The 8,145-nt window shown below is 62.1% G+C and carries 8 protein-coding genes and 2 tRNA genes; all 10 read left to right on the top strand.

The window, feature by feature from the left end:
• Nucleotides 1-62 precede the first annotated feature (62 nt).
• The 10 genes from COLINT_RS02170 to cmk all read left to right on the top strand — a co-directional run bounded on the left by COLINT_RS02170 (nt 63) and on the right by cmk (nt 8,145).
• Nucleotides 63-1,328, top strand: a complete 1,266-nt coding sequence (locus COLINT_RS02170) for an ABC transporter permease subunit (protein WP_039910507.1) — start codon at nt 63-65, stop codon at nt 1,326-1,328.
• A 313-nt stretch (nt 1,329-1,641) separates the two neighbouring features.
• Nucleotides 1,642-1,717: transfer RNA gene (locus COLINT_RS02165), tRNA-Ile, on the top strand.
• Between the two features lie 196 nt (nt 1,718-1,913).
• Nucleotides 1,914-1,988, top strand: a tRNA-Val gene (locus COLINT_RS02160).
• 70 nt (nt 1,989-2,058) lie between these two features.
• On the top strand, nt 2,059-4,071 hold the full coding sequence (locus COLINT_RS02155) for an ABC-F family ATP-binding cassette domain-containing protein (RefSeq protein ID WP_006722687.1): 2,013 nt from the start codon (nt 2,059-2,061) through the stop codon (nt 4,069-4,071).
• Nucleotides 4,058-4,354, top strand: coding sequence for a hypothetical protein (locus COLINT_RS02150; RefSeq protein ID WP_006722686.1), 297 nt, complete (start codon nt 4,058-4,060; stop codon nt 4,352-4,354). Before COLINT_RS02155 ends, COLINT_RS02150 begins: the two co-directional genes overlap by 14 nt.
• 10 nt (nt 4,355-4,364) lie before the next feature.
• Nucleotides 4,365-5,069: a site-2 protease family protein gene (locus tag COLINT_RS02145; protein ID WP_006722685.1), complete on the top strand. Its 705-nt coding sequence runs from the start codon at nt 4,365-4,367 to the stop codon at nt 5,067-5,069.
• Between the two features lie 58 nt (nt 5,070-5,127).
• Nucleotides 5,128-5,931, top strand: a complete 804-nt coding sequence (locus COLINT_RS02140) for a segregation and condensation protein A (protein ID WP_006722684.1) — start codon at nt 5,128-5,130, stop codon at nt 5,929-5,931.
• A complete protein-coding gene (gene scpB / locus COLINT_RS02135) occupies nt 5,931-6,644 on the top strand; it encodes an SMC-Scp complex subunit ScpB (RefSeq protein WP_006722683.1) in 714 nt (237 codons plus the stop codon). Before COLINT_RS02140 ends, scpB begins: the two co-directional genes overlap by 1 nt.
• Nucleotides 6,637-7,455: a pseudouridine synthase gene (locus tag COLINT_RS02130; RefSeq protein ID WP_006722682.1), complete on the top strand. Its 819-nt coding sequence runs from the start codon at nt 6,637-6,639 to the stop codon at nt 7,453-7,455. The genes scpB and COLINT_RS02130 overlap by 8 nt, the downstream gene beginning before the upstream one ends.
• A 9-nt stretch (nt 7,456-7,464) precedes the next feature.
• A complete protein-coding gene (gene cmk / locus COLINT_RS02125; protein ID WP_006722681.1) occupies nt 7,465-8,145 on the top strand; it encodes a (d)CMP kinase in 681 nt (226 codons plus the stop codon).

Below are 8,145 nucleotides of genomic sequence, written 5' to 3'. Positions count from 1 at the left end.
CGCCGGGCCCGCCGACGCCGATCGCCGCGGACGCCGCGGCGCCCATTTCGGAGGTGGCCGACATGCTTAGCCTTATCAAGTTCGAGCTCAAGAAGATGCTTACCCGCCGCGTGGCCGTCGCCGCGAACGCCGGCGCGATCGTCATGCTCGTCGCCGTCATGGCGCTCAACGTGATGCAGGCCAGGGCCGAGGGCAACATCGGGGAGATCCTCTCGGGGCCTGAGGCCATCGCGCACCGCCGCGAGGTGGCCGAGGCCCGCGCGGGCGAGCTCACGCCAGAGCGCGTGGCCGCCGACATCGCCCGCTATCAGGAGATCGCCTACGAGAGGCTCAACCCCGAGGAGCTCGCGGAGATGTCTGACGCAGCCGCGTACGAGGCCGTGGCGGAGGCGTACGACGAGGCGACGCGCCTGGAGCTCTACGATCCGTACTACATCACGCTGCTCAAGCCCTGGGCGGTCAGGGGCCTGGAGCCCTACCAGTACGCCTTCCGCGTTACCCCCGAGATGGCGCTCGACTTCTACGGCGCCCTGGCGGCCAGCCTGCAGGACTCCCTCGACGAGGGGATGGGAGGGGAGTGGGTCTACTCGCCGGCCGAACGCGCGTTCTGGACCGAGAAGGAGGCCGGCGTGGCTGAGCCCATCGGATACGGGTGGTCCGGCGGCTGGGACAACATCCTCGATTGCACGGCGTTCCTCGTCTTCGCCATCTTCGCCGCCTGCGTCACGGTGACGCCCCTGTTCGCCTCCGAGTACCGCGAGGGGACCGATGCGGTCCTCCTCTCGTCCCTAAACGGGCGCGGCAGACTCGTGGCCGCGAAGCTCGCGGCCGCCGCCCTCTACGCCACGGCCCTGTTCGCGGCCGGCGCCGCCATCGTCTGCGGCGTCTCCCTGGCCTTCTACGGTGCCGGAGGGGCGGACCTCGCGATCCAGAACTATGCTCTGGCCTCGCCCTACAACCTCACGATGGCGCAGGCCGCCGCGCTGTACATTGGCATCTTCTACCTCGTCATGCTCGGGATGCTCGCCCTGACGCTCGCACTCTCCGCGTCGACGCCCTCCACGCTCGCCATCATCGTGACCGACGTGGTCGTCCTGTTCGTGACCGGCCTCCTCCCGTCGGCCGGCGTCGGGGTGCTGCGCCACATCCTCACGCTGTTCCCCATGGGGCTGCAGTCGCCGTTCGACATGTTCGCCGCGCTGTTCTCCTACCCGGTGGGCCCGGTCGTGCTCGACCTCATCGGCATGGCGGCCCTCGTCTACGGCGCCCTCGTCGCGGTCGGCGTCCCCCTCGCCCTGGGTCGCTGGTGTCGGCACCAGGTCGCCTGATCGGCACCGCCGCGCCCAACCGAGGCCTTCCGTGCGGATTAAGCACCTATCAATCACGACGGCCCTCTGCGCCGATTGCGTGGTATACTCCCTCTCGCAGGAATCGCTGCGATTGCAGAATTTGCGTTGCGTCGGTTTTCGCGTTTACCCGGAATTGCCCTGAATGCGTCTTTTCGCACGGATTTGAGGTCAATCGGACTTCCAGGCATCAAGAGGCCAGGGGTTCGAGTCCCCTCGTTTCCACCATGAGATTTAAGGCCTCCGGGAAACCGAAGGCCTTTTGCATTTACGCATGTGATGCAACATTCTTAACGGGCTCTTGGCGCAACGGTTAGCGCAGGGGACTCATAATCCCTGGGTTCTGGGTTCGAATCCCGGAGGGCCCACCATTGAAACAGCAGGTCAGACCACGTGTCTGGCCTTTTTCTTTTTCGTGCCCGATGTGCACACCGTGCACGGCCATCCGGGTAAATGAGTCGAAAACGTTCGCCAGAGGCGAGTAGTGCCTCATCTGAATCGCGATTTTAAAAAATGTATTGCACCGTCATCCAAATTCGTGTTAGTATTCTCCTTGCTGAAAAGCACGGGCGATTGGCTCAGGGGTAGAGCATATCCTTCACACGGATGGGGTCACAAGTTCGAATCTTGTATCGCCCACCATCACACATTAAAGGCTCCAGGTAACTGGAGCCTTTTTGCTATAGAGACTCAGCGACCTTGTGAGGGTGACATGATTCTCCTTGTCGATAAAATCGAGAAGTCTTTCGGCGCGCGGACCCTGTTCACGGGTGCCACGCTCCAGGTGAATGCCGGCGAGCGGTACGCCCTTGTCGGTCCCAACGGTGCCGGCAAGACGACGCTGCTCAAGATCATCATGGGCATCGACAGCCCCGATGCCGGGTCCGTTACGTTTGCCAAGGATGCCAATGTCGGCTATCTCGAGCAGGAGACCAAACTCGCCGGTGATATCTCCATCATCCAGGAGGTTATGGACGCTGCGATTGAAATTAAGACGATGGGTGAGCGCGCCGAGGAGCTTCAGCTCAAGATTGCCGAGGCTGGAGAGTCCGGCGAGGTTCCCCAGGCTATGCTTGACGAGTATGGTCATGTGCAGGACCGCTTCGAGCGTTTGGGTGGCTACGAACTCGAGAGCAACGCGCGTCAGATTCTTGCCGGTCTGGGTTTTAAGCCCTCGGATTTCGATCAGCCGTGTTCCGAGTTCTCTGGCGGTTGGCAGATGCGCATTGCGCTAGCCAAGCTGTTCCTCCGCCATCCCGACGTCCTGTTGCTCGACGAGCCCACCAACCACCTCGACCTCGAAAGTGTCCAGTGGCTGCGCGGGTTCATCTCCGCCTACGACGGCGCTGTGCTGATCGTCTCCCACGACCGTGCCTTTATGGATGCCTGCGTGGATCACGTGGCGGCCCTCGAGAACCGCCGTATCACCACCTATACTGGCAATTACAGCTCCTATCTTAAGCAGCGCGAGGACAACCTCGAGCAGATGCGCGCCAAGCGCGCCGCCCAGGAGCGCGAGATCGCCCATATGCAGGTATTCGTCGATAAGTTCCGTTACAAGCCGACCAAGGCCGCCCAGGCCCAGGAGCGTATGCGCCGCATCGAGCAGATCAAGAGCGAGCTCGTGATCTTGCCCGAGGGTCACAAGCACGTCAATTTCAAGTTCCCCGACCCTCCGCGCTCGGGCGATATGGTCATCAAGCTCGAGGATTTTGCCAAGCGCTTCGGCAGCAAGACCCTTTACGAGCACGCCGATCTGACGCTGTATCGCGGGGACCGTGTCGCGCTCGTCGGACCCAATGGCGCCGGCAAGTCCACGCTCCTCAAGATGCTCATCGGCCAGGAGGCGCCGACTGAGGGTACCCGTTCGCTCGGCACCAACGTCGGCGTGGCGTACTACGCCCAGCACCAGCTCGAGGGGCTTAAAGAGGGAAATACCGTCCTGCAGGAGATCGACTCCGTTGCCCCGACCTGGACTGTCCCTCAGCAGCGCAGTTTGCTCGGTGCCTTCCTCTTCGCCGGCGAGGACGTCGACAAGCGCGTGGGGGTCCTTTCCGGCGGCGAACGCGCCCGCCTTGCGTTGGCCAAGATGCTCGTTGCCCCCGAGGCGCTGCTCTGCCTCGACGAGCCCACCAACCATCTCGATATCGATTCCGTCGACATGCTCGAGAACGCCCTCAAGAGCTTCCCGGGCACGATCGTCCTCATCTCCCACGACGAGCACTTGGTGCGTGCTGTGGCGAACCGCGTGGTTGATATCCGCGACGGAAAGATGACCGTTTACGACGGCGATTACGACTATTACCTGTTCAAGCGCGAGGACTTGGCCGCGCGTGCCGCGGCTGAGGCGGTTGAGCCTGAAAATGCCTCCAGGCAACAGGTCCCGCAACGCGCCGACGAGCCTCAGGCTGCGGCGCCTCGCGAGGGCAAGAAGACCAAGGAGCAAAAGCGTGCGGAGGCCGCCGCTCGCGCCGAGCTCAATCGCCGCCTCAAGGGTACGAAGGACCGCCTCAAGAAGGTCGAGGCCGAGCTTGATGTGAAGCGAGCCCGCTACGACGAGCTCATGGCTCTCATGGCCAGTGAGGAACTGTATGCCGACCAGGATAAGTTCAACGCCGCGCTCGTGGAGTACAACGGGCTCAAGCAGGAGCTTCCGGCTCTCGAGGACGAGTGGCTCGAGCTGTCCACCACGATCGAGGAGGAGACTGCCCGTGGACTCGCGTAGAGCGCTTGCCGTTGCCCTTTCGCTTCTGGGTTTCGCTTTCAGATTGTTCGCGCTCGGCCTCTGTGTGCTCACGGTCGTCTTATGCTTCAACGGATTCGCCACGATGCTCGGCATCGTGAATTTTGTCGTCGACCTCACCCGGGCGCTTCCGGATATCATCGCGGGCTATGGTTTGATTCCCACTCCCTTTGGCGGTGTGTTCCGCTTCGACTTTGCAGTCGTGGCGGCGGTGTGCTTCTTTGTGGATTACCTGCTTGGCCGCATCTCTCAAACCATCCGCTAGGAGGAGTAGGGTGAATTTCGACTATCTGTTCGGCTTGCTCGCAAGCGCAGCTGCTGTGATCATCGGCATTGTGGTGCATGAGAGCGCCCACGCGCTTGCCGCCTACCTTTTGGGCGATCGCACGGCTCGATCACAGGGGCGCATCTCGCTCAATCCGCTTCGCCACATCGATCCCTTCGGCACCATATTGCTGCCCCTGATCATGATCTTGGCCGGCGGTCCCGTCTTTGCATTTGCCAAGCCCGTGCCCATCTATCTTGGCAACCTCAAACATCCCAAGCGCGACGAGGTGATCGTCTCTCTGGCGGGTCCTTTGAGCAATATCGCCCTTGCCGTCCTGGGTGCGCTTCTTTTGCGCGGTCTGGCCAACGATCCCGCGCTGTTCGCAGACGGTCTGGCACAGTACGGCCTGGCTGCGCAGGTCGCTCCGCACTTGGTTCGCTTTTCGTTGACGCTCATGAGCGTCAACCTCTCGCTCGCGTTCTTCAATTTGATCCCGCTGCCGCCGCTCGACGGTTCTTCGTTGCTTGTCCTGTTTCTCAAGGGCCGAGCTCTGCAGACGTATTACGAGGTCCAGCGCTATTCCATGCCCATTCTGATCGTCGTTCTGTACGTGTTGCCGAGTCTGCTGCACATCGATTTGATCGGACTTTATTTCAGCATCACGGTCGATCCCTTGTATCTCAACCTTGTCGGCTTCGCTTTGGGGCTTTAATGCCTGTCGGTGCGCTACACTCAGTGCGTATGCGTTTTTAGAGTGAGAGGGGGATCGCATGTCGTATCGCGTGTCCACGCAGGTCTATTCCGGACCGTTTGACCTTCTGCTTCAGCTTGTGAGCAGGCAAAAGGTCGATATCGGCTCGATTTCCATCTCCGAGGTTGCCGAGCAGTACCTCGCCGAGGTCGAGCGTCTCGAGGCGCTTGATCTCGATGTCGCGAGCGATTTTCTGCTCGTCGCCGCTACTCTGCTCGATATCAAGGCCGCGTCGCTTGTCCCCGACGATTCGTCCAATGTCACCGAAGACGATGACCTGGACGACGAATTCTCGGGCCTGGATGCCGATTCCCTACGCGAGGTCCTCATCCAGCGCCTCATAGCCTACAAGCAGTTCAAGGGCGCGGCTGCCGCGTTGGGGGCCCGTATGGAGGCCGAGAGCCGCATGCATCCGCGCGTTGCCGGCCCCGACCCCGAGTTCTTGAACTTGATGCCCGATTACCTTGCGGGCATCACGCTGCGCGGCCTTGCCGTCATCTGCGCGGATTTGGATGGCAAGCGCGAGACGTTCCTGCTCGAGGCCGAGCATGTCGCCCCCAGTCGCGTGCCCATCGAGCTCACGGTTGCCTCTGTTGACCGCGTCACGATCTCGCGGCCCCACCTCACGTTCCGCGATCTTTTGGATGGGGATGCGACCACTGAGCAGATCGTCGCCACGTTTCTCGCCATTCTCGAATTGTCAAAGCGCGGCTCTGTCACGCTCGAGCAAGACGAGAACTTCGGCACCATCCGCATCGACCGAGTCGAGGGCGCGCCCGAGTACCGCCCCGAGGACGGTTCGCTTTTTGACGAGGAGGACTAATGGAGCACCTGAGCGAGCTTGAAGCTGGCTCCATCAAGGGCGCCCTCGAGGCGCTGCTGCTGGTTTCGAGTGATCCTGTGAGCGCAAGTCAGCTCGCGGGCGTTCTCGGTTCGACCCCCGGTGAGATTGCGTCCCTTCTGGCCGATCTCAAGGTCGAGTATGAGGAGGCCAACCGCGGTTTTCAGTTGCGCGAGGTCGCAGGGGGTTGGCGCCTTTTCACCCATCCCGCGTTCCACGACCAGGTCGAGTCCTTTGTCCTGTCATGGGATACTCAGCGCCTTTCGCAGGCCGCCCTCGAGACGCTCGCGGTCATCGCCTATCATCAGCCGGTCACGCGCGAAATGGTCAAGGGCATCCGCGGCGTAAACTCCGATGGCGTCATCTCCTCTTTGGTGGATAAGGGCCTCATTCGCGAGATGGGCCGGGACCCCCAGCGCGGCCAGGCTATTCTTTACGGTACCACCAACGCGTTCCTCGAGAAGTTCGGCTTGCGCTCCACGCGCGATCTTCCCGATCTCGAGCAGTTCGCCCCTGATGAGCAGGCTCGCCAGTTCATTCGCGAGCGTCTTTCCGGCCGCTCTATCCAGTCCACCCTCGACGAGGTGGACGAGGATCTGGAAGAGGAGCGCGAGCTCATCTCCACGGATGAGGGCAGCGCTGACGTTGGCGCCACGTTCGACGGCGATTCATTCGACAAGGATCGCGATGCGTAGCGCCAGTGAGGGCTCGCCGCTCGTCCATGAGGGCGACTCGATGCTGGTTCCCATGCGCTTGCAGCGTTTTCTCGCGCGTGCAGGCGTTGCGAGTCGGCGCGGGTCTGAAGGGCTCATGACTGCCGGGCGCGTTCGCGTCAACGGCGAGGTTAAAACCGAGCTCGGTACGAAGGTCGACCCACGATGCGATGAGGTCACGGTTGACGGCGCTCCCGTCGTGCTCGGCTCCGGACCCGCCTACATCATGCTCAACAAGCCGGCCGGGTTCCTCACCACGATGAGCGACCCGCATGGGCGTCCCACCGTCGCTGAACTCGTGCCCAGCAAAAAGTTTCCCGGGCTCTTCCCGGTCGGTCGTTTAGACATGGACACGACCGGCCTGCTCTTGTTTACCACCGATGGTGATTTGGGCCAGCGCCTGCTCCATCCGTCTCACCATGTGTGGAAGACGTATCGCGCCATCGTGGACGGCCGCTGCTTGGATGGAGACCTGGAGCCCTTGCGGCGCGGGCTCACCCTCGACGACGGCCCATGCCAGCCCGCACGGTGCCGCGTGCTCGAGCCGGCAGATGCTCACATCCCCGGCTTCCCTCGGCTCGTTACGGGGGCGACGGCTGTCGAGGTCATCATCCGAGAAGGCCGAAAGAACCAGGTCAAGCGCATGCTCTCCAAGATCGGTCATCCCGTCATCGCCCTGCATCGCTGCCGGTTCGGCGAATTGCGGCTCGGCGACTTGGCTGAAGGCTCTTGGAGGGAACTCACCGACGAAGAGGTCGCGTCGCTCAAATCCGCGCCGCGGCTGGATCTATAGGAGGATTACATGATCATCGCCATTGACGGGCCCGCCGGTTCAGGCAAGTCCACCATTGCCCGCGAGGTAGCCACGAGATTCGGCTTTTCCAAGCTCGATACCGGCGCTATGTATCGCTCTGTCGCGTTGAGCGCACTGCAGCGCGGCATTTCGCTTGAAGATGCTTCGGCGACTGCTCAGCTTGCGCGCGACATCCACATCACGTTTGGCGCTGAGAATCACGGCAACGTCTCCGTCTTCGTGGATGGGGTCGACGTCTCCGACGCGATCCGCACCCCCGAGGTGGACCGCAACGTCTCCGCAGCGGCTGCCAATCCGGAGGTTCGCGCCGCCATGCTCGACCCGCAGCGCCGTTTCGCCGAGGGCCGCGATGTTGTTGCCGAGGGTCGCGATATCGGCACCGTCGTCTTTCCGGAAGCGGAGCTCAAGGTATTTTTGACCGCCGATCCGCGTGAGCGTGCCCGTCGCCGTGTCATGCAGCGCCATGAAGGCGCCGAGGTCGACGCATCCGTAATCGAGGCCGAGATCGAGCAGACGCTCGCCGATATCGAGCGTCGTGACGCGCTTGATTCCAAGCGTGAAACTGCGCCGCTCACCTGTGCCGACGATGCCGTTCGCATTGATTCGACGAGCCACACAATCGATGAGATCGTCTCCATGATCGAGCATCTCATCGCCGAGAGGAGGTAG

Origin of the sequence: Collinsella intestinalis DSM 13280, assembly GCF_000156175.1 — a bacterium.
Taxonomy (GTDB): Bacteria; Actinomycetota; Coriobacteriia; order Coriobacteriales; family Coriobacteriaceae; genus Collinsella; species Collinsella intestinalis.
The sequence above is the reverse complement of the archived record's forward strand: the minus strand, read 5'-3'. Positions and strand labels throughout refer to the sequence as shown.

What these genes read in the sequence shown, in the direction of transcription:
- COLINT_RS02170 (WP_039910507.1), top strand. Translation starts at nt 63, where the DNA reads ATGCTTAGCCTTATCAAGTTCGAGCTCAAGAAGATGCTTACCCGCCGC.
- scpB (WP_006722683.1), top strand. Translation starts at nt 5,931, where the DNA reads ATGGAGCACCTGAGCGAGCTTGAAGCTGGCTCCATCAAGGGCGCCCTC.
- COLINT_RS02130 (WP_006722682.1), top strand. Translation starts at nt 6,637, where the DNA reads ATGCGTAGCGCCAGTGAGGGCTCGCCGCTCGTCCATGAGGGCGACTCG.
- COLINT_RS02140 (WP_006722684.1), top strand. Translation starts at nt 5,128, where the DNA reads ATGTCGTATCGCGTGTCCACGCAGGTCTATTCCGGACCGTTTGACCTT.
- cmk (WP_006722681.1), top strand. Translation starts at nt 7,465, where the DNA reads ATGATCATCGCCATTGACGGGCCCGCCGGTTCAGGCAAGTCCACCATT.
- COLINT_RS02155 (WP_006722687.1), top strand. Translation starts at nt 2,059, where the DNA reads ATGATTCTCCTTGTCGATAAAATCGAGAAGTCTTTCGGCGCGCGGACC.